General features: G+C 39.4%; 15 protein-coding genes and 1 other annotated feature. Of the genes, 10 read left to right on the top strand and 5 right to left on the bottom strand.

Going from position 1 to position 21,514, the window contains the following annotated elements:
- Positions 1 to 178: 178 nt before the first annotated feature.
- Complete coding sequence (locus B2107_RS14335; protein ID WP_293956349.1) at positions 179 to 559, top strand: methionine-R-sulfoxide reductase; 381 nt, start codon at positions 179 to 181, stop codon at positions 557 to 559.
- Here B2107_RS14335 and B2107_RS14330 read toward each other — a convergent pair.
- Complete coding sequence (locus B2107_RS14330) at positions 549 to 1,559, bottom strand: LacI family DNA-binding transcriptional regulator (RefSeq protein ID WP_293956348.1); 1,011 nt, start codon at positions 1,557 to 1,559, stop codon at positions 549 to 551. The genes B2107_RS14335 and B2107_RS14330 overlap by 11 nt on opposite strands.
- A 148-nt stretch (positions 1,560 to 1,707) precedes the next feature.
- On the opposite strand from B2107_RS14330, the gene B2107_RS14325 reads away from it, so the two are divergent.
- The 4 genes from B2107_RS14325 to B2107_RS14310 all read left to right on the top strand — a co-directional run bounded on the left by B2107_RS14325 (position 1,708) and on the right by B2107_RS14310 (position 7,139).
- Positions 1,708 to 3,990 carry a GH92 family glycosyl hydrolase gene (locus B2107_RS14325; RefSeq protein ID WP_293956346.1) on the top strand — a complete coding sequence of 761 codons (2,283 nt, stop codon included), beginning with the start codon at positions 1,708 to 1,710 and terminating at the stop codon, positions 3,988 to 3,990.
- Positions 3,991 to 4,067: 77 nt separating this feature from the next.
- Complete coding sequence (locus B2107_RS14320) at positions 4,068 to 4,394, top strand: DUF493 domain-containing protein (RefSeq protein WP_293956345.1); 327 nt, start codon at positions 4,068 to 4,070, stop codon at positions 4,392 to 4,394.
- A gap of 305 nt (positions 4,395 to 4,699) precedes the next feature.
- Positions 4,700 to 5,455 (top strand): hypothetical protein, encoded by a 756-nt coding sequence (locus B2107_RS14315; protein ID WP_293956344.1) that lies wholly within the window; start codon positions 4,700 to 4,702, stop codon positions 5,453 to 5,455.
- Positions 5,456 to 5,477: 22 nt separating this feature from the next.
- Positions 5,478 to 7,139 carry an IPT/TIG domain-containing protein gene (locus B2107_RS14310; protein WP_293956343.1) on the top strand — a complete coding sequence of 554 codons (1,662 nt, stop codon included), beginning with the start codon at positions 5,478 to 5,480 and terminating at the stop codon, positions 7,137 to 7,139.
- Between the two features lie 58 nt (positions 7,140 to 7,197).
- Positions 7,198 to 7,292, bottom strand: a sequence feature (Trp leader region).
- On the opposite strand, the gene pnp is transcribed toward B2107_RS14310, so the two are convergent.
- The 4 genes from pnp to B2107_RS14290 form a co-directional block, all read right to left on the bottom strand.
- A complete protein-coding gene (gene pnp / locus B2107_RS14305; protein ID WP_293956342.1) occupies positions 7,247 to 9,433 on the bottom strand; it encodes a polyribonucleotide nucleotidyltransferase in 2,187 nt (728 codons plus the stop codon). (Overlaps the previous feature by 46 nt.)
- A gap of 183 nt (positions 9,434 to 9,616) precedes the next feature.
- Positions 9,617 to 10,378 (bottom strand): hypothetical protein, encoded by a 762-nt coding sequence (locus B2107_RS14300; RefSeq protein ID WP_293956341.1) that lies wholly within the window; start codon positions 10,376 to 10,378, stop codon positions 9,617 to 9,619.
- Positions 10,379 to 10,928: 550 nt separating this feature from the next.
- The gene (rpsO, locus tag B2107_RS14295) at positions 10,929 to 11,207 is read right to left on the bottom strand and encodes a 30S ribosomal protein S15 (protein WP_046674145.1); all 279 of its coding nucleotides are present in this window, start codon (positions 11,205 to 11,207) and stop codon (positions 10,929 to 10,931) included.
- 103 nt (positions 11,208 to 11,310) lie between these two features.
- On the bottom strand, positions 11,311 to 12,522 hold the full coding sequence (locus B2107_RS14290) for an acyltransferase family protein (RefSeq protein ID WP_293956340.1): 1,212 nt from the start codon (positions 12,520 to 12,522) through the stop codon (positions 11,311 to 11,313).
- A 250-nt stretch (positions 12,523 to 12,772) separates the two neighbouring features.
- Between B2107_RS14290 and B2107_RS14285 the strand changes: the two genes are divergently transcribed.
- From B2107_RS14285 to B2107_RS14265, 5 genes are all read left to right on the top strand, one after another.
- Positions 12,773 to 13,960, top strand: coding sequence for an ROK family protein (locus tag B2107_RS14285; protein WP_293956339.1), 1,188 nt, complete (start codon positions 12,773 to 12,775; stop codon positions 13,958 to 13,960).
- A 3-nt stretch (positions 13,961 to 13,963) separates the two neighbouring features.
- The gene (locus B2107_RS14280) at positions 13,964 to 17,188 is read left to right on the top strand and encodes a SusC/RagA family TonB-linked outer membrane protein (protein WP_293956338.1); all 3,225 of its coding nucleotides are present in this window, start codon (positions 13,964 to 13,966) and stop codon (positions 17,186 to 17,188) included.
- Between the two features lie 11 nt (positions 17,189 to 17,199).
- Positions 17,200 to 18,780, top strand: coding sequence for a SusD/RagB family nutrient-binding outer membrane lipoprotein (locus tag B2107_RS14275; RefSeq protein WP_293956337.1), 1,581 nt, complete (start codon positions 17,200 to 17,202; stop codon positions 18,778 to 18,780).
- A gap of 72 nt (positions 18,781 to 18,852) precedes the next feature.
- Positions 18,853 to 20,289, top strand: a complete 1,437-nt coding sequence (locus tag B2107_RS14270; RefSeq protein WP_293956336.1) for an alpha-L-fucosidase — start codon at positions 18,853 to 18,855, stop codon at positions 20,287 to 20,289.
- Between the two features lie 160 nt (positions 20,290 to 20,449).
- On the top strand, positions 20,450 to 21,484 hold the full coding sequence (locus B2107_RS14265; protein ID WP_293956335.1) for a sialidase family protein: 1,035 nt from the start codon (positions 20,450 to 20,452) through the stop codon (positions 21,482 to 21,484).
- The last annotated feature ends 30 nt before the right edge of the window (positions 21,485 to 21,514 follow it).

Below are 21,514 nucleotides of genomic sequence, written 5' to 3'. Positions count from 1 at the left end.
AGTTTAAAATAGCTAAAGACGCGGCACTATGATTTATATAAAAGGTGTATTTTTAGTACCAATTGCGTAACTTTAAAAACGGGGATCGATAGCCCTTCAGAGTAAAAATGAAAGCATAAAAAAAATTCATTAATATATCAGCTCTGCATATCTCTAAATATAAACAAACACAAGAGCGATGAAAGAAAACAAAAAATACAATCCGTTGAGTAAAGAAGAGGAATATGTTATTGTACATAAAGGAACCGAGCGCCCATTTACAGGCGAACTTTTAGACAATAAGTACAAAGGAACTTATATCTGCCGCCGTTGTGACAGCCCATTATACCGTTCGGAGTCAAAATTTGAATCTGGCTGTGGCTGGCCAAGTTTTGATGATGAAATTCCTGGGGCAATTACAAGGATCACCGATGCCGATGGTCGCCGCACTGAAATCCTTTGTAGTGATTGTGGCGCGCATTTAGGCCATGTATTCCTCGGAGAAGGCTTTACGACAAAAAATACGCGTCACTGCGTTAATTCTATTTCAATGAAATTTGTAGCCGATCCTACAACGTAACTTTTACTTTTGTCGACTCCCGGACCTTCAGTTCACAAGGCAACACCATTTTACGTGTTGCTTTTATTTTGCCTTGAAGACGAAGCAACAGAATATTGATCAGGTTCTCTGCAATATCCTTGATCGGCTGCGAAACCACGGTTATTGAGGGTTCGACCAATTTAAAGGCTGTATGATCGTCAAAAGCAATCACGGCAGGCATCGGAAAGTTATACTTTTTAGAAGCTTTCAGACCAGAAATAGCCAAATAGTTTGTTGAGAACAATACAGCATCCAGCCTATTTTCGCAGATAAACTCCCGCAACGCTTCCATGGCCTCTTCGTCCGATGCATCCATCTGGATCTTTTGAATAAAACTTTGCTGCTTATTATTGTCCATCGCCTTCAGATATCCCTCAGCGCGTTCCTTCATCTGGGTCTGATCAGAATAGAGCGATACAAATCCAATACGTTTATACCCCTGTTGACACAAATGGTCACTTGCATCAAAAGCCCCCTGAAAATTGTCGGCCCCAACATAGTCTGTTTCAAGCCCGGGAAAATACCGGTCAAAAAGGACTACTGGAATATTATTCTGCTGCAACTGCTTTACCGTATCTTCCAGTCCATCGGATGGGGTAATAATAAAACCATCTACCTGTCGATCGTAAAACATCTGGATTAATTCCTTCGCTTTTTCTACATCATTGTTCGTACTACAATAAATAATGCGATACCCCTGCTCATAGACCTTACTTTCGATCAGGCGTGCTATATTACCAAAAAAAGGATTGGAAATATCTTCGATAATCAAACCCAGAATCTTCGTCTTCCCCGTGCGGAGACTCTTGGCCAATTCATTGGGTTTATAACCCACTTTTTTGACATAGTCCAGCACCCGTTTAGTCAAAGCCTCACTAATACGCTTTTCTTTGGCCTTATCATTTAATATAAAGGACACAGTAGTGACAGAAATCCCCAACGCCTTTGCGATATCACTGATCAGAATACGTTTCTTCATGTAGTAGTAGTAGGTTTGTTAAGTTTTTTATTTCGAAGATTACTAAAGTAAAAAATTTAACGACAATTTACTAAAAATAATAATAAAATTGCGCTAAAAGGTTTTATTTACTAATTTTAAGCAGTTTTCAAATACCCGAACAAAACCTATGACAGGAAATAAACTACTCAAAACAGTGTTGGGCACACTAATTTTGCCATTTTGCGCGCAAGCCCAGCAAAATCTCACACAATATGTCAATCCCTTTATTGGGTCTGCAGACCATGGCCACGTCTTTGTCGGCGCCAATGTACCTTTAGGTGCAGTGCAACTAGGCCCAACTCAAATTCCACAGATTTGGGACAAGTTCAACGGATGGGATTGGTGCAGTGGCTACAATTACAAAAGCCAGGAAATTTTGGGTTTTACCCATACCCACCTAAGCGGAACAGGTATCGGCGACCTCAACGACCTGATGATTGTTCCTGCTAACGGAAAATTACAATTAACACCAGCGGAATTCAACAAAATGAGTACCGGTTATGGATCTTCTTTTAAAAAGGAAAATGAAGTCGCCAAACCTGGTTTCTATAGTGCTTATTTGGATGACTATCAGGTGCAGGCAAATTTGACGGCAACAGAACGAGTGGGCTATCATCAATATCGTTATGAAAAGACGGACAATGCCCATATTTTGGTCGATTTAGGTTACCACATCAATTGGGATAAACCAACAGACACCTACCTCAAACAGGTTAATGATTCCACCTTCGTTGGTTACCGCTTTTCAACAGGATGGGCCACCGACCAAAAGTTATATTTTGCAATCAGAACTTCACAACCGATTCAAAAAGTAAGATTTTTCGACGGAAAAGAGGAAAAATTAGGCCAAACGACATTCAAAGGACAGGCAATCAAAGCGGCTTTATTCTTTGATGCTGTTAAAAACAAAACCATCGAACTTAAAGTCGGTATTTCTCCGGTAAGCTCGACCAATGCCCTGAATAATATCAACGCAGAGATTCCAGGCTGGAATTTTGAAAAAGTAAAGCAAGAGGCAGATCAACGTTGGAACAAAACATTAAATAAAATCCAATTCGAAGCTGATAAAGACACAAAAACCATCTTCTACACCGCACTATATCATACCTACTTTGCACCTACGATTTTTAATGATGTAAATGGAGATTATATGGGCACCGATAAACAGGTTTATGAAAAACAAGATTTTGTCAACCATACCGTATTTTCCCTTTGGGACACCTACCGTGGCCTTCATCCGCTGATGACCATCTTGGAAGACCGCAAAATCAACCAGGACTTTATCAAAACCATGTTGGCAATCTATCAGCAACAAGGTAAACTACCCATGTGGCACTTACAAGGTAATGAAACCAACACGATGGTTGGATTACCTGCTATTCCAGTCATTGCCGATGCCTTCCTAAAAGGGATCATTGACGAGAAAGATTATCCATTGGTCTGGGAAGCAGTTAAGACAACAGCCATGGGTAATGACCACGGACTAAAATATGCGCGTGAACTCACCTACATTCCGATAGACAGCATGCCGAATGAATCTGTCGCCTGGGCCCTTGAGTATGCCATCGCAGACTTTGGTGCTTACAAAATTGCGGAGAAACTTGGAAAAACCGAAGATGCCGCTTACTTCAAAAAACGCTACAAACTATATGAGCAGTATTTTGACAAGGAAGTAGGTCATTTTGTCGGTAAAAAAGCAAATGGTGAATTTCGGAGACCTTTCGATCCATTGATGGCTAAACACCGCGAGAATGATTATTGCGAAGGAAATGCATGGCAATATACCTGGCTGGTACCTCAAGATGTCAAAGGTCTGATCAACCTTTTCGGTGGCGAGGAGAAATTTTTGAAAAAGCTGGATTATTTTACAACCATGTCATCCGATCTTGGTGGTGAAGCCTCTCCAGATATTTCAGGACTGATTGGCCAATATGCGCAGGGCAACGAACCAAATCATCACATCCCTTACTTGTATGCTTACGCCGGGCAACCTTGGAAAGGAGCAGCGTTGGCACGTAAAGCGATGACTGAATTTTATACAAACAGCCCTGCAGGCCTTTGTGGAAACGACGATGTAGGCCAAATGAGTGCCTGGTATGTCTTTTCAGCAATGGGTTTCTATCCACTGAATGCCATGAGTGGTGTTTATGTCTTCGGATCCCCGATGATGCAGCATGCGAACATCAATTTACCAAATGGCAAAACAATGGCAATCGATGTTAAAAACCAAAGCAAAGCAAATCAATACATCAAATCGATCAAATTGAATGGCAAACCATATTCTAAAACGTTCATTACCCATGCACAGCTTTTAGTAGGTGGACAGATGGAAATCGAGATGAGCGCAACACCAAACAAAAACTTTGGTAAAAACAAAGCCGATTGGCCTTCAAGCATTGACAATAATTAACTGAAAAATTGTCAGTAAAACATTACTGGATTAATATTTGTTAATACCTTAATAACATATTTAAGGAGAAACAAAACATGGCAGATTACAAAAACATCAATATACAAGATATCCCCGATGGAGGTGATAATCCAAAAGACTTCTATGAAACTTTTAAAGAGCGTTTAGAAGACTTAGAAACATTTCCAAAGGACTACACGTATAAATTTATCTTACCAAAAGATCAGGATCACTTCAATCAGATCCAACGTGTATTTGATGAAACAGGTGCTCGGTTTGATTTTAAGGATTCCAAAACAGGTAAGTATACTTCAATTACGGTAAACTTGAACGTAAAAGACGCCGACCAGGTGATCTACTTCTACAAAGAAGTCGCGAAGATCAAAGGTGTTATCATGTTATAAAATAAACAAATCAGGCTGTNNACAGCCTGATTTGTTTATTTTCATTCACCTACAAAGACATCCCTTCGATAATGTTGGCGCTCATCGCACTGATATTAAGAATCAATTAACAACTAACTAACTATTTACCCTAAATTTCTGGCTATTGATTTCTGGCTGTCCCATAGTATTACACATATGGTATTCAATTCACACCTATAGCCGGAGGTTGATCACCCACCCTATCATAGCAATTAAAACTTTAACAAAAGGTTTGAAAATAGCTTGTAAAGCGCTATATTTATCCCGTTAGTTTAATATATTTTATGAAAAGAATCTTATCGGCTATCCTATTATTAGGAGTGGCCAGTGTTGCCTATGCGCAAACCCCGGTTGACAACCAAAACGAAGGTATTAAATCAAAAAAAGGTAGTTTCGTTACCGAACTGAATTTCAACCCTTTTAAAGGAAATCTCAGCTTAAACAATGCACTAAATCAGATAAAAGGAAGATATTTTATCCAGGACGATCTTGCTTTGCGATTGGGAATTGGGATTGACGTACTCGATTCCGCCGCAAATTATGGTAACCCTTATGGTACAAACGGCTATTTTAATTCCAATAACAGAAAAAGTACAGCACTTGATGTCAATTTTGGTATAGAAAAGCATTTTAAAGGCAGCTCCAGACTGTCGCCCTATATTGGCTTTGACGTCTCCATAGGTTCAAAAACCACCAAACAGGAACTATCGACCAGCGCCTATACAATGAATTTAAAGAATGCCTCGATGGAGGTAATCTATCAACAGACCAACAATGGATATTATACATCGATGCAGTTGGTTCCAAATGGTTATACAAGATTTGGAGGCTACGCAGTTGCGGGATTTGATTTCTACGTATCCAAAGGACTGTTTGTTGGATATGAGTTTAATTTAGGCTATCTACACACAAAGTATAAAAAACCTGATGTTACAGTGATCGGCACTGACCCTGGTTATGGCTCTTATATTTCCGAAAACAAAACCAAGACATTTAAAAGCTCTTTGGTGAACGGTGTCAGAGTAGGATATTCATTTTAAAAACGATAGCTAATTGATTATTATGAAAGGAACTAAAATACTTTGTATTGTTTTTATCTTGTTATCTGGAGTAATTTTTTCCTGTAAGAAAGATGATTTTACGCCTCCCGCTGTGCAGACCTTATCGGTTACAGCACTATCATCCACCTCATTTGAGGTTGTTGGAAACATTGGGAAAACAGGGAGTGAGGAGACTTTAGAATATGGCTTTGTTTATAATTCAACGCAAGAAGTCGGGGAAAATAAGGGTATAAAAGTTTCATTGGGCAAAGATGCTAAAGAGGGAGAGTTTCGTAAACAGATTAGAGTGGACAGTGCATTATCTTCTAACTACTACAATACCATCTGGGTGAGATCCTATTTACGGGATGCTAAGGGTACTGTTTTTGGGGCAATGCTGAATATCAATCTGCCAAGTCCTTCGATGGGAGACATCACACCAAAAATGGCTATGTCGGGCGACATTATCAAAATTGTGGGAACATTTTTCGATGCGACCATCAACAATACCGTTGTTACGATCGGTAATGTCAGAGCTAAGACTGTATCAGTAAGCTCAACCGAAATAAGCGCGGAGGTACCTAGTGGTATACAAGCCAGCCATGGTAATTCTGTCAACGTTTCTATAAAGATTGGATCCACTCCAGCCGGCAATAGTTCCTTACAGATGCTAGCAAATTATAAAGATTTCTCGCCCAAATCGGGTCCTGTGGGCTCAAAATTGAAATTTACCGGAGATAATCTACCCGATTATTATGGCAGTTCAAACATTCAGGTTGAAATGGGAAATCAACTGATTAATCCCACGTATTATTACTCAACAGTCAATGTACCCTTCACCGTCAAGGAAAGTTCAGATCTTGCGATAACCATTAATGGAAAGAAAAAAGTATTAGGAACCTTCACCGTCACTCCGCCAGTGATCAGTGAGCTTTCGCCCGAGTCGGTTTATCCGGGCCAGGCTATCCTAATTCGAGGCACTAATTTTCCGACAATGAGCGATGGTAGCGAGGGACGCCCTTTAGTGAAACTAGGTACAGGAAGTTACACGGATGTCTCATTCTCCGACAGAAATACTTACCATTACACTATACCTGGTAATATTTCGGAAGGCGATCATTCCCTTTATTTGAAGGTAGGCCCCCACGAAGTACAAGCTCCAAGAAAATTAAAAATTATGGGTTATTCAGCCACGAGCTTTGCTCCTAAGTCAGGAAGTTCATTGCAGCTGATCAATATTACTGGGAATTTTATTTCAGGAACTTGGTATACGGTATATTTTGGTTCAATAGAAGCGGGTGGTACAGCCACTTCTGCTACAAATCTGCAGGTAACTGTTCCTTATGGTATGCCCGAAGGTAATGTAAAAATTAGCATTGAATTTCCAAACAAACGAGTCACTGTTCCTGGTGACTTCGAGATCGTGGGTCCTTCCTTTACTTCCTTCAATCCGACATCTGCCGTACCTGGAACAGTTTTAACGATCAAAGGATCGGGATTTGTCCAAAACTACGATACCGTTGTCAAATTCGGTTCAATAGCAGTATCTCCCAATAGCGTATCTTCCAATACCATATTGGTAACGGTACCTTCCAACGTGTCTCCGGGCGCAATGAAATTAACCATCGTTACAGCTGGACAATCTGTGACACATAAAGATAATTTCACCTTATTGGACAAATAGTATTCGCTTGAATAAGTTCCCGATATTCATTGTTGAATTTTCTTGAAACGAGTAGAACATAAAAAAGCCCGCTTTATGCGGGCTTTTTTTATCTATTCAGTAACAGGTTATTCCTGACCGGCACCAGCTACAGGAGCTTCGCCAGCAGGTTTATCCTGTTTTGGCTTGTCTTCTCTTGGCGGGCGTGGCAATAATGCTTTACGTGAAAGCTTCATCTTACCTTGTTTGTCAATATCCAACAATTTTACAGTGACTTTATCCCCTTCTTTGAAGATACCGTCCATTGTTTCAAGACGCTTCCAGTCGATTTCAGAGATATGCAGTAAACCATCTTTACCTGGCATGATTTCAACAAACGCACCAAATGCCATGATCGATTTCACCTTACCTTCGTAAGTTTCACCAATCTCTGGTTTAGAAGCGATTGCTTTAATACGACCTACGGCATCATCGATAGCGGCTTTATTATCTGCGAATACTTGAACAACACCTTTGTTATCAACTTCTTCAATTGAAATCGTAGCACCGGTCTCACGTTGCATCTCTTGGATAATTTTACCACCTGGTCCGATTACAGCACCAATAAATTCTTTATCGATCAACAATTGAACGATACGTGGCGCATGAGGTTTGTAATCTTCACGAGGAGCATCAATGGTTTTCTTCATCTCGCCTAAGATGTGCAAACGCGCTTCTTTTGCTTGATCCAACGCTTGCGTCAAGACCTCCCATTTCAAACCATTGATTTTTAAGTCCATTTGACAAGCAACGATACCCTTTTCAGTTCCCGTTACTTTAAAGTCCATATCTCCCAAATGATCTTCATCACCCAAGATATCCGATAAGATCGCATATTTACCAGTTTTCTCATCAGAAATTAATCCCATGGCAATACCCGAAACTGGCGCTTTTAATTTCACACCAGCATCTAAAAGCGCTAATGTACCAGCACATACCGTTGCCATAGAAGACGAGCCATTCGATTCTAAAATATCAGAAACCACACGGATAGTATATGGATTTTCATTGTCTGCCGGAAGAACCTGTTTCAATGAGCGCATCGCTAAGTTACCGTGACCAACTTCACGACGACCCGGACCTCTGTTAGGTCTGACCTCACCTGTAGAGAATGCAGGGAAGTTGTAATGAAGAATAAATTTATTGTAACCGTTGATAAAAGCACCATCGATCATTTGCTCATCATCTTTAGCACCCAAAGTAACCGAAGTCAATGATTGTGTTTCGCCACGAGTGAACACAGCCGAACCGTGCGCAGCAGGCAAGTAATCTACTTCAGACCAGATTGGACGAACTGTACGTACGTCACGACCATCTAAACGAATTCCTTCATCCAATACAAGATTACGAACAGCATCATACTGCACATCGTGGAAATATTTCTTAAACAAGAACGCTGTATCATCATCCAATTCCTCAGGCATTGTTGCTCTATATTCTTCTGCAATCTTCGCGAAACTTTCAGAACGGTCATGTTTGGTAGATGCTGATTTTGCAATAGCATACACTTTATCGTAAGTAGCTGCAAAGATTGAATCTCTCAATTCTAAATTTTCTGGTTCATGATTGTATTCACGTTTAACTGTTTTACCAACCAGATTCGCCAATTCCGCCTGAGCTGCAACTTGCTTTTTGATTGCCTCGTGTGCAAAAGCAATGGCTTCAACCATTTCAGCTTCAGAAATTTCCTTTGCTTCACCTTCAACCATGCCAATATCTTGTGCAGAACCAGCAACGATAAATTCTAAAGTTGCTTTTTCAAGTTCAGATAATTTTGGATTGATCACCAATTGACCATCAATTTTTGCTACACGAACTTCTGAAATAGGACCATTGAAAGGAATATCAGATACTGCGATCGCCGCAGAAGCAGCCAAGCCTGCTAAAGCGTCAGGCATAATATCTTTATCTGCAGAAATTAAGCTAATCGCCACTTGAGTATCTGCATGATAATTTTCAGGGAACAGAGGACGCAATGCACGGTCTACCAAACGGGAGATCAACACCTCATAGTCTGACAATCTAGCTTCGCGACGTAAGAAACCACCTGGAATACGGCCAGTTGCCGCATATTTTTCTTGATAATCTACAGATAAAGGTAAAAAATCGACACCAGATTTAGCTTCTTTAGCAGAAACGACTGTCGCTAGCAACATCGTATTGCCTTGTTTTAATACTACAGCACCATCAGCTTGCTTTGCCAATTTCCCTGTAGACAATTCGATCTGGGTGCCATTACCCATATCGATGGTTGTTTTAATTTCGTTGTAATTCATTTAATCTTGTTTGCGACATGCTTTTCGTCTTGTTGGCAGCATGCCAATATTTTAAATACATTAGATTTCAGCACAAAGGTAAATTAAAATATTAAGATTAGTGCAATTAACAGCAGGCTAAATACGCAAATACTATCTATCAATTCAATTTTTATTTTCGTTTCCCAAAATGTGCCTTATACCTTACACAAGCTGAAAAGCTGCTAGAATCGAAGCTGGATTAAAATCTATCTCATTGAGCACATTTGACCGATAGCTTCCCTTTTCCAGATACAGCATAGTAAATCCCACAAATATTGAACTACCGACAAAATCGTTACATTTAATGGTCAAGTTTTTTGCCGGTATCACATTCTCTTTATACTTAACATCGTATTCCCATTCTACCCCTTTTATTTCTGTGAGTTCAAACTCATCAAAATCAAATGAGAAGGCATGAAATTTGAATACCACTGCATTGCATTTGTCAGGAAGGACCAGCGCTCTTTTGATATCAAACTCCGGGAATGATATTTTAAGATCTTTCTTCTTGTTCATGGAAACTACAGGATCGATAAAAAAATAATCGTGCATGTGGCAGTTTTCATTGAACTGAAAATTCACCAACCTATCCAATATGCTGTTGCTCAGTGTACGGCTACCTTTATCCGAATCGAGGTTGGTCTTTATTGCACGATAGATCTGCCTATTTAGCCGATTGCCCATCTGCCCGTCATGAAGCCCTTGATGTATTTCGCCAAAACACATCCGCATCAGTGCACCGGCACGGCTTACATTTCCAAAATCCTTACCTGCCCGCTTCGTATCTTCCGTCTGTTTGACACGATGTGGCCTGCTCTGCAGGTAGTTTTTGTTACCAACTTTTCTATTTACCAGTGGGCCAACTAGGCCCCTGATAAATCCATTATCATTTATTCCCATACCTAAAGATACCACTGCGAGCATCTATAATCAAGCATGTTGTTGATTTTTAATAAATTACAAATCCGAGTAAAATGACAATTATAAATATTGCAATTTTCAAGGGACTTTGTTGCAAATTGCTTATGGACAAGTTCGCCCCAAGTTCGTCCCGCTCCCGACTTGTAAAAAACATACAGGCACAGTGAGAGCAGCTTAAAAGGTGGACTCAACGTGGACTCACTGTACACTCAAACTGCTTACAGGGCGAACTTGGCAATAACTTGGTCTTAACTTGCCCCCTATCAAAGGGCTCTTCCAGCCGAAGCCCGAAGCTAGCGTAACCCATCCCGCTATATTCCATTTCTTATTTCAATTTTCTGTCTTTTTCGACTAATATTGTATGGCTACGCTATCACGCTTATCCTCGGGACAGAAGCTGACCATCCTTTTAAAAATGTATACATTTATTACAATACTTCGCTAAGAAATCTGTGCCGAATTTTGCTAAAAAATAAGAATACCTCATTTCTGTATAAACACAAAAAAGCCATCCAAAAATTGGATGGCTTTCTTAACACCTTTGTATAAAAGCTTATTTGATAATATCACGTAAACCTAGACCTTTAATGATCGCACGGTAACGGTTGATATCTTTTTTGTAAAGATAAGCTAATAATGAACGACGTTTACCTACTAACATTTGTAGGGCACGTTGTGTACCGAAATCTTTTCTGTTTTTTTTCAAGTGCTCAGTTAAGTGAGCAATTCTCTTAGTGAATAAAGCAACTTGACCTTCAGTAGATCCTGTGTTTGTAGCTGATCCAGCAAATTCTGCGAAGATGTCAGCTTTGTACTCTTTACTTAAATACATTTCCTGAATAATATTAAAGCGTTAAAAATTTTATTAATTGGCTGCAAAGATAGCAAAAGTATTTGGTTGCCAAAATATTTAACAAGCAAAGTTTCAGATGCTATTATACCTTTACATAGATCTTTTTCTTATCCAACCAATAGCAGATTACCCACATCAACGTCAGAAAGCAGAGCGAATAAACAAAAGAGCCAACTTCCGGGATTCCAGGTATTTTCGCGCAAACATATTTATAGAACCAAGCGAAAGCATCAATATATTGTTGTGTACCGTCATCCTTAACGCCGTCTGGGATACGGAATAGTCCTAAAAAGCGCGGAAGAATACCGCTCAATACAAAGATGAATAGCGGATTTTTACCAAAAACATCAAAAAATTGTGTCAATTTATTTCTTACACCCTGCACCTCGATAAACCAGATCATACCACCGATCGTCATGGTTGCCAAACCAGTTGTATAGAGTACATACGAACTTGTCCATATTTTTTTATTGATCGGAAAGCCTAATGCCCATATCCACGCCAATACGACCAAAATAAATCCGGTCACAAACATCCCCGCCAACAATTTAAAATGCGGTTCGTTTGAAGCGGGAACTTTCCTCCACAGCCAGTCCACCTCACCTTGTTTTTTAATAAATACACCGACTAAATATCCAAACACGACCTGTACTATGGTAGGCAAGGTACTCATCAGGCCTTCAGGGTCAAATGGCACCCCCTCCCCTTTGTAGACATGCGGTAAACCCAAAATGGCGATATCATACTTTGTACCAAACCAGCCGTCCAAGCTATAAGGATCTACCCCACCCGCAATAGCACAAATTGCCCAATATAACAATAGTATGATTGCAGAGATCCAGATAATCGTTTTTTCTTTAAAATAATAAGCAAGAATTGATGCAAAGCAGTAGGCCACAGCAATACGTTGCAATACACCGAAGATACGGATACCCCGACTTGGATCAGTTCCGTCAACCCATTGTTTAAATACCAGTTCAGCCCCCTCCCACTTGACAAAGGGCCACCAGTTTATAAACAGACCTATGGCAAAAATCAAAACTGTACGCTTAAGGACTTTTTTCCAAAAGACAGCTGGACCAGCTTCCTGCAACCGGGGTATCACAAACGACATGGCATTACCGACTGCAAAAAGAAAAAAAGGAAAAACCAGGTCTGTAGGTGAGCAACCATGCCATTCTGCATGTTTTAGCGGTGCAAACATATGAGCCCATGTCCCCGGATTATTCACCATAATCATCAGTGCCACAGTAGCTCCACGAAAGACATCCAAGGAGTAATAGCGTTGTTTCATAATCAGATACTATAATTAGAAGGTAAATATAAGCTATTTGATATTCACTTTTATGCCTAATTTACAATTAAGGAGCATAAACAGGAGTTCTTTAGTGACAAGCTTGTTACAATGATTAGCAGCTTTCATCGCTTTAAAAACTAAGAAAGCCAAACTTTTTAAAAAAAAACAAAAAGTTTTTGGAACTTACTTTTTTTTTAACATATCTTTAACGAAAGTTTAACCGACTTCTACCAACCATTCATTTACAATGGAAAACGAGATATTAATAAACCTTTATGTTGAATCGATGCTATCAATTGCTGATCTTGCTAAAAAGATAGCAAAAAGCACTCCCTCTGTAACTAAGGTTGTTAATCAGTTAATTGAGCAAAATATAATTGTTGAATGTGGATTTGCAGAGTCAACTGGTGGACGCCGACCGATTCAATACACCATAAACGAAAACTCAGACAACTATATCCTATCAATCGCATGCGATCAGTATTTTACTACAATCTCGATTTCTGATTTGCAGAATAAGGTGATTGCAGAATATCGCGATATAGCGGTAGAATTAAAGGAAAAATCCTCGCTGGATACCATATTAAAGCGTGCGGAAGAATTATTACAAAAGTCTACAATATCACTTAAAAACTTCATCGGCATTGGGGTGAGTATACCTGGATTTGTCAACAGCGAATTAGGCATAAATGAATCTTACCCCAAAGCTCATGGTCTATATAATCTTAAGCGTAATATCGAGAAAAGATTTAATATACCAACTGTGATAGAGAATGATTCTCGATGTATTGCGTTGGCAGAAAAACAATTGGGAATAGCAAAAGACATCACGAGCTCTTTAATTATTAATCTTAACTGGGGTGTTGGACTGGGAATAATCATCAATAACACTATATTTAAAGGAACAGCCGGATACGCGGGTGAATTTAGCCACATCCCTTTAGCAGATAACCAAATGCTCTGTTCTTGCGGCAAAAGGGGTTGCCTAGAAGTTGTAGCCTCACTCAATGCTGCTATAAAATATGTCGAGAATGATATTGAGAATGAGCAATATTCAATTTATAGCACTTTTATAAATAGTAACGACAATAAACTCGAAGCATTGTTTGATTCGATCAGAGTAGGTGATCAAGTTGCTATAAATAATATAGGAAAAATTGGCTATATGCTTGGAAAAGGTATTTCGACCTTAATTCATATTTTAAATCCGAAACAGATATTGATCAGCGGCCGCGGTGCTGAAGTTGGTCATATATTAGAACCGCATATTCAAATTGCGCTAAATGAATTTTGTATACCTGAGATTGCTAAAACAACACATTTAACAATCTCTGAACTTCATAAAGATGCGCAAATAAAAGGTACAATGTGCCTTGTTGTAGAAAACCTAATACACCGAATATTTAAATCTAGTTACACACAAATTAATCAGTAGAATATGAGTCTATTTTACAAAAAAACTGCAGGATTAGCGCTATGCACACTTTTTAGTGCGACATCGCTTTATGCGCAGCAAAGCATTTCTGGAATAGTTTCAGATGCGAAGGGACCTGTATCCGGGGCAACAGTTTCTGTAAAAGGAACAGCTCGCGGTACGCAAACCGGAAGTAATGGGTCGTTTACGATCCAAGCATCGCCGGGCGAAGTCTTACGGGTATCTATTGTTGGATACAAATCCCAAGAAATAACTGTTGGTTCTTCAAAAACACTTAATATCAAATTAACGGAAGATGCATCCGCTTTGGACGAAGTTGTAGTAACAGCAATGGGAATCAAAAGAGAGGCTAAAGCTTTAGGCTATTCTGTTAGTACAATCAAAGCGGAAGAACTAACTAAAGCAGGAAACACAAACTTTGGTTCCGCACTATACGGTAAAGTCGCTGGTTTAAAAATTACGACAGCGCCGGGGGGAGCATCTAGTGCTGTAAACGTTCAAATCCGCGGTATTAACTCCCTAAATTATCAACGTCAACCACTTTATGTTGTCGATGGTGTAATCATTCGTAATGATGAACAATACGGATCTAAAGGCGCCAACAATAACAACTATTGGGATGATCAACGTATCCGTGGTAATGGTATGTTAGATATCAATCCCGCTGACATTGAGAGCATGTCGGTTTTAAAAGGATCTGCAGCAAGTGCACTATATGGCTCTGATGCAGCAAGCGGGGTTATCGTAATCACAACAAAAAAAGGTATTAAAGGAAGAGGATTAGGCATTGATTTTAACTACAACGGCTCAATAGAACGTGCAGCATTCTTACCAAAATTCCAAAACATCTATGGTCCAGGATACGACGCCGCTACCAATGTAGCGAATGGCGCCACCGAAGAAGGTTGGATCACCGATTCAAAATCGCCATCAGGAAGACGCCCTTATTTCCGTTCTTACGGTAACTTCGGTCCAAAATTTACTGGTGAAGAAGTAAGTTGGTGGGATGGAACCACAAAAAAATATGAAGCGCGTGAGAACAACTTTAGAGATGTTTTTGACACTGGCTACAATTCGAACATTAACTTTGCAATTTCCAACCAAACAGACAAGGTGAATTATCGCCTAAGTGGTACGCGTATGGATTACAAAAGTACAAGTCCAGGTTCGAAACAAAGCAGAAACACCTTTAACTTAAATAGTACGGTAAAGATGCACGAGAAACTATCATTGGATCTCGTAGCTAACTATACAAACACAAAAACACATAATCGCTCGGCGTTACTCGGACAGGTATTAGGATCCTATGGAGGTTTCTTTAGTCGTACAGAAGATATGTCGGTTTTAAAGGAGAAATACCAAACTTCCGATGGGTACAAATATTCAGCATTTGGTACTGGACGCGACGAGGATTTTAAATACACTATTCGACCATACAATTTGTTAGATTATTTCTGGTCTCAATATAAAAACAGTTACGACGAGACAGAAAATCGTTTACTAACAAGTGCCACTTTAAATTGGGAAGTCGTAGATCACTTGAAATTAAGAGGTCGTATCGGTAATGATTTTACTTCCGCAGCGATTACCAATAAACAATATAATGAATATGCAACGCGTTATAACTCCACAACTAACAGTTCGGGTGGATTTAGTACTTCAAAGGGGATATATTCTATATTATATGGTGATGTATTGGCTACCTATGCAAACAAAATTAACAGTGATTGGGATTATAGTGTAAGTGCAGGCTTCCAATCTAGGGAAGAAAACTATGACGATCAATCTTCGACTACACAAAGTGGACTAGTAAAAGAAAACTGGTTTAGTATCAGCAATAGCTATGCCCCAGCAACAACAACGAATGATCGTAAGAAAAAAATTAAATATGCTTTTTTCGGAATGGCCAATATTGGTTATAAAGGATTTGCTTATTTAGATGGTACTTACCGCTCGGAATATTCCTCAACCATGCCTCCAGGAAACAACAACTACAAATATGGTTCGGTTAGCGGAAGTTTTATATTTAGTGATGCTTTCGATATAAAGTCTGAAAAATTCAATTTCGGTAAATTACGATTATCTTACGGTATTGTAGGAAATGATGCTGGAATATATGCTGCAACTATTGCAAACATTCAAACTCCTCTAGGGACGATTAATGGTTCTGTGCCTTCACTAACATACAGTTCTAAGTATGGCAATTTAGCACTTATGCCCGAGATGAAATATGAATGGGAGTATGGTTTAGAATTAAAATTTCTAAAAAACAGACTAGGTCTAGATATCAGCTACTATGACAACTATATCGACAAACAAATTATCGATTTAACGAAAGAAGCATCTGTAGGGGCTACGCTTCAAGCAGACAATATAGGACGCATCTCTAACAATGGTTTAGAAGTTTCATTAACGGCAACTCCTATCCAACATGAAAACTTTAGCTGGAATACGCGATTAAACTACTCGTTTAATAGAACAATGGTGGATAAATTAAGTAGTGGTGGAGATATGCTAACGTTCTATAGTGCCGATGAAAATTCTCTAAAAGTTGTCGCCGAAGTTGGCAAAAAATTAGGTAATATTTATGTTTATGATATTGCTAAAGATGAACAAGGCAATAATCTAATTTCCAATGAAGGTTACTACGTGATTGATAAAACCAAGTACAAATATGCTGGAAATATATTACCCAAAGCAATTGGTGGTATGACGAATACATTTAACTATAAGGGTTTCTCATTAGATTTCACAGTAGATTATCGTTTCGGAGGTAAAATGGTTTCTGAAAATCAAAAATATGCCATGGGAACAGGTGCATATGAAAACACTTTGGAATACAGAGAAACTGGAGTTACGTTAGATGGTGTTAATCAAAATACCGGTAAGAAAAATGATGTACATCTGAGTGCAGCAGATTATTATTTGAACACCTTCGCATGGGGGGCAGATTCGTGGTCTGAAAAAGGAGCTGTTTATGACAACTCGTTCATTAAGATGCGGGAACTATCTGTAAGTTATCGAATTCCATCTTCAGTAACACAAAAGTTGAAATTGAACAATCTTAGAGTATCATTATTAGGAAGAAATCTATTTTACTTCTATAGAACACTTAAAAACATAGATCCAGAATCTCCAGTTGGAAACCAATGGTGGTCACAAGGAGTAGATGTCGGGTCTAACGCTGCAACAAGAAGTTTTGGATTTTCATTGAATGCTAATTTTTAACCGTATTAATCATGAACAAATCATTTTATATACTATTGATTTTAACGCTATCTACCCTAGGGTTTACTGGATGTAAAAAAGAATTGGAAGATGCGTTTAATAATCCCGACCAAACGACGGAAGCCAGTATACCTGGGTTTTTCACCGATTTGTTAAATAACGATAGAGTTCGCCCATCGTATTGGCATTACAGAACATTTATTCTATCAAATCAAGCCATATATACACAAACCGCTTCCTTTATACCGAGCAATACGATGTATCAACCAAATGATAGTTATTCCTATGGCTATTGGACAGATTTTTATGCTCCTGGAGTTCTTGGTGTCTATAGAAAAATGGAAGCTGCCTATAATGCCCTAACACCAGAAAACCAAGCTAAAGAAGAAATTTTCCTTCAGGCTGGAAAAGTTGTTATGTACGACGAAGCATCAAAACTAATCGACAATTATGGCGACATTCCATTTTCAGAGGCAGGAGCTTTACCGTTAACAGGTATTTCTAAAAAAGCAAAATTCGATGATCAAAAAGAGCTATATTATTCTTTTATAGATAATTTAAAAGCGATTAACACGTATTTTAGCAAAGCAGCAACGAATGGTGATTTTTCGAAATTTGATATTTTAAATAGTGGTGGTATTGACAAATGGAGAAGGTATGCCAATTCGCTTCGTCTACGCTTATTAATGCGCATCTCAAATGTTGATGAAAGTAAAGCGAAAACTGAAGTTTTAGAAATGTTGAATAATCCCAGTACATATCCACTGGTAGACGGTTCTGCTAATGCAAATTATTTACCTGGCACCACTGATATTTTACTTCAACCGTTAACAACTTATACGGGTACATTACGCCAGGCATTGACAGAAGGAAATAATCAATATGCTACAGATTTTATGTTGAATAAAACAATGAAACCGGCAAACGATCCGCGTATCCCTGTATTTTACGACAAATTCGGTGTTACTAAAGACAATGTGTTTACTCCAAATAAGGAGTATAATGCTATGCCTATAACATTTACCGAAAATGATATTCTAACAAATTATCAGAAATATGCTGTATTGGATTCCGCAACATTCTTTGATAATGCTAAACTACCAGGTATTGTTGCAACAGCGTCTGAGACGAATTTTGCTAAAGCCGAAGCGCTTTTAAGATGGGGAAGTGATGCTGATGCAAAGGTAGCGTATGATTTAGCGCTTAAACAGTCTGTTACTTTTTATTATTATCTAAATAATTTAAATACATCGGGGTTGAAAACAGAAACCAAACCTTCTGATGCTATAATCGCAAATTTCGTCGAAAATTCAACGGCAAAATATGCTGGAACCTCGACAGCAAAATTAGAATTGATTTTGACGCAAAAATGGCTTCACTATGGATTTTTGCAAGCGCAACATGCGTGGTCGGAGTATAGAAGGACGGGATACCCCAAAATTACTGTCCTAACAGCAGGAGCTGCAAATTATTCGACTCTTCCATTAAGATTTTTATATCCTACTGGAGAGATTTCAGTTAACTTTGAAAATTATGAAGCTGTTCGTTCAAAAGACACCAGAACAACCAAAATTTTCTGGGACGTTAACTAACGCCATTTCACGCTTAATTATAGAAAGCCACCTAAGGTGGCTTTCTTTTTATCACTTTCACTATATTTATACATGCAAAAACTAAAAACCATTATATCCACTGCGTTGATCGCTTCAAGCGCAACACTTGCGTTCGGCCAGGCACATAACGTATCTGCTGGCTATCATAAACCGACTGATCCTTTAGTGATTGAAAATCTCGAACAATGGCAAGATATGAAGTTTGGACTTTTCATGCACTGGGGAACGTATAGCCAATGGGGAATTGTGGAAAGCTGGAGTATCTGTCCCGAAGATGAAGGCTGGACGCAACGCAAACCTGAACATGGTAAAACCTATTTTGAATACCTCAAGAACTACGAAAATTTACAGACCACCTTTAATCCTACGGATTTCAATCCACAAAAATGGGCCGATGCCGCAAAAGCTGCCGGCATGAAATATGTCGTCTTTACGACTAAACACCACGATGGATTTGCCATGTTCGATACCAAAGAGTCGGATTATAAAATCACTTCTTCCAAAACACCATTTTCGACAAACGCAAAGGCAAATGTGACCAAAGAAATTTTCAATACCTTCCGCAATGACGGTTTTAAAATTGGTGCTTATTTCTCCAAACCGGACTGGCACTCGGATTACTACTGGTGGTCCTACTTTCCACCAAAAGACAGAAATGTAAATTATGACCCTAAAAAATATCCAGATCGCTGGCAAAAATTCAAAGATTTCACCTACAATCAAATCAACGAACTGACCTCAGAATACGGCAAAGTCGATATCCTTTGGCTGGATGGTGGCCAGGTACGCCCTTTAGAAACTGTCGATAAATCTGTTGACTGGCAACGGACCATCAAAATGGATCAGAATATCGACATGGACCGCATCGGTAATATGGCGAGAAAAAATCAACCCGGCATTATTGTCGTAGATCGTACTGTACCCGGAAATTGGGAAAATTATGTTACCCCCGAACAAGCGATTCCTGAACATCCTTTGGATATTCCATGGGAAAGCTGCATCACCATGGGAGATTCGTTCAGCTATGTTCCCAACGATAACTACAAACCAACCAAGAAGCTTGTCGAAACTTTGGTGAAGATTATTTCCCGTGGCGGAAACTACCTATTAAACATAGCGCCCGGCCCTAATGGAGACTACGATCAAGCAGCTTACGATCGCCTGAACGAACTGGCTGACTGGATGAAAATTAATCAAACTGCCGTGTTTGCAACACGGACGATTGCCCCGTATCACCAAGGTGACTACTACTACACCCGAAGCAAGGACAGTAAAGTGGTCAATGTATTCCATCTCTCTGAAGGTGATACTTACCAACAGCCCAATGAATATATTTTCGAAGTACCTGATAATTTCATTGTAAAAAAGATCGCTATTTTAGGTCATAAAGGTAAATTGGACTGGTCTCAACGCGGTAACCAAATTACGTTGAGAAGCCCTGCTACACGATTTAACTATGCTACTGCAATCCAATTGCAAAGCAAATAGAATAAAGTTGCGCTGGATTTAATTCAGCGCAATTTTATCATTTTACAAAGTCAGCAATTATGAGTCCAACACCTGTACATTTTGGCCCCCAAAACTTCTGTACAGGAAAAAGAAAATGATACTTAAACCAACAATTCAGGTTTTTAAACCGTCAATTCTAATGAGAAAAATCACCTTACTTTCGACACTATTTACTTTGCTCCTATCTTCTTGCGCCACCTACAAACCGCAAATTCTCCGTTCAGAACAAATTTTCCACGCAGGTGAGGTTCCATTCAAGCAATGCCATGCCTCCACAATTCAAGTCATCGGAAAAGACAGCTTATTGGCAGCCTGGTTCGGCGGCACACACGAATCTAACCCCGATGTGGTTATCTGGAGCTCCTTATATCACCATGGGCAATGGCAGCCTCCTGTACAGATTGCAGATGGAATCCTTGGCGACAACCGCTTCCCAACATGGAATCCGGTCTTCTATCAATACCCCCACAGTGACACCCTCTCATTGTATTATAAAATAGGGCCCAATCCCAGAGAATGGAAAGGTTATGTCAAACATTCGCTAGATAAAGGAACAAGCTGGTCAGCAGCGCAACAATTGCCTGAAGGTATATTGGGGCCAATCAAGAATAAACCACTCACCTTAAAAAACGGATTGCTTCTCTCCCCTTCCAGCACGGAGTCCAAGGAAGAAATCTGGAAAGCTCATCTAGAAATCAGCCGGGATCATGGCCGCTCGTGGTCCATCAGTCCGATTCGCCCTGATACGAGTGTCCAGGTGATTCAACCCAGTGTCATCCAACACACAGATGGACGCATTCAGGTGCTCTGTCGAAGTAAAGAAAATAAGGTGATGGCAGCATTCACAACAGATCAAGGCCTTACCTGGGGACCGTGGCAAGCAACCAATTTACTCAATCCAAATTCAGCAACTGATGCCATCCGTTTAAATAACGGTTTATTTATGATTGTCTTCAATCCGGCCATCGCTGGCAACGACTGGTGGGAAGGACGCACAAAACTGCATGTCGCCATATCGAAGGATGGTTTACTATGGAAAGATGTCTTAACCCTTGAAGATGGTGTCAAGAACGACGAGTATTCTTATCCAACAATCATTCAGGGCGCCAATGGCCTCATCCACATCACCTATACCTGGAATAGGAAAAGTATCAAGCATATTGTGCTCAAATAAGTTGCGAGGTGTAACATAAATGGCAGTAAC

The sequence above is a fragment of the Sphingobacterium sp. UBA7855 genome (assembly GCA_002500745.1).
Lineage (GTDB): Bacteria > Bacteroidota > Bacteroidia > Sphingobacteriales > Sphingobacteriaceae > Sphingobacterium.
The sequence above is the reverse complement of the archived record's forward strand: the minus strand, read 5'-3'. Positions and strand labels throughout refer to the sequence as shown.